At 60.1% G+C, this 401-nt stretch carries 1 protein-coding gene; it reads right to left on the reverse strand.

What is annotated here, in order from left to right; genetic code table 11:
• Nucleotides 1-369, reverse strand: a 369-nt coding sequence (locus tag IOC61_RS15950) for an AMP-binding protein (protein ID WP_195689733.1), incomplete at its 3' end; no start/stop codon positions are given.
• Between the last annotated feature and the right edge of the window lie 32 nt (nt 370-401).

Genomic DNA, 401 nt, shown 5'->3' on the forward strand with positions numbered 1-401 from the left:
GAGCATGAATTCGAGTTCGTGCTCGCGGAAGATCGGCATCAGCGGGTTGAGCACCGCCCCGATGCGCACGCAGGCCAGGTGCAGGGCGGTCATCTGCCACCAGTTGGGCAGCTGGCAGGAGACGACATCACCCTGCTCCACGCCGAGCCCCGCCAGTCCTGCCGCCAGGCGAGTGACCTTGTCGTTCAGTTCGCGATAGCTGAGTTCGCTGCGGCTGCCGTCAGCCATTCGGTAGGTCACGATGGCGGTCTTGTCACCGGCCGAAGCCACCGCCTCATCCAGATAGTCCGTAATGACCCTGTCATTCCAGACGCCCTGCTCAACCATGGTGCTTCTGCGCTCAGGCGTCAGATTCGTATGGATTGGCATGCAAGCTCCTGATGGTAAATTGTTATTTATCA

The organism is Halomonas sp. KAO, assembly GCF_015595025.1.
Taxonomy (GTDB): Bacteria; Pseudomonadota; Gammaproteobacteria; order Pseudomonadales; family Halomonadaceae; genus Halomonas.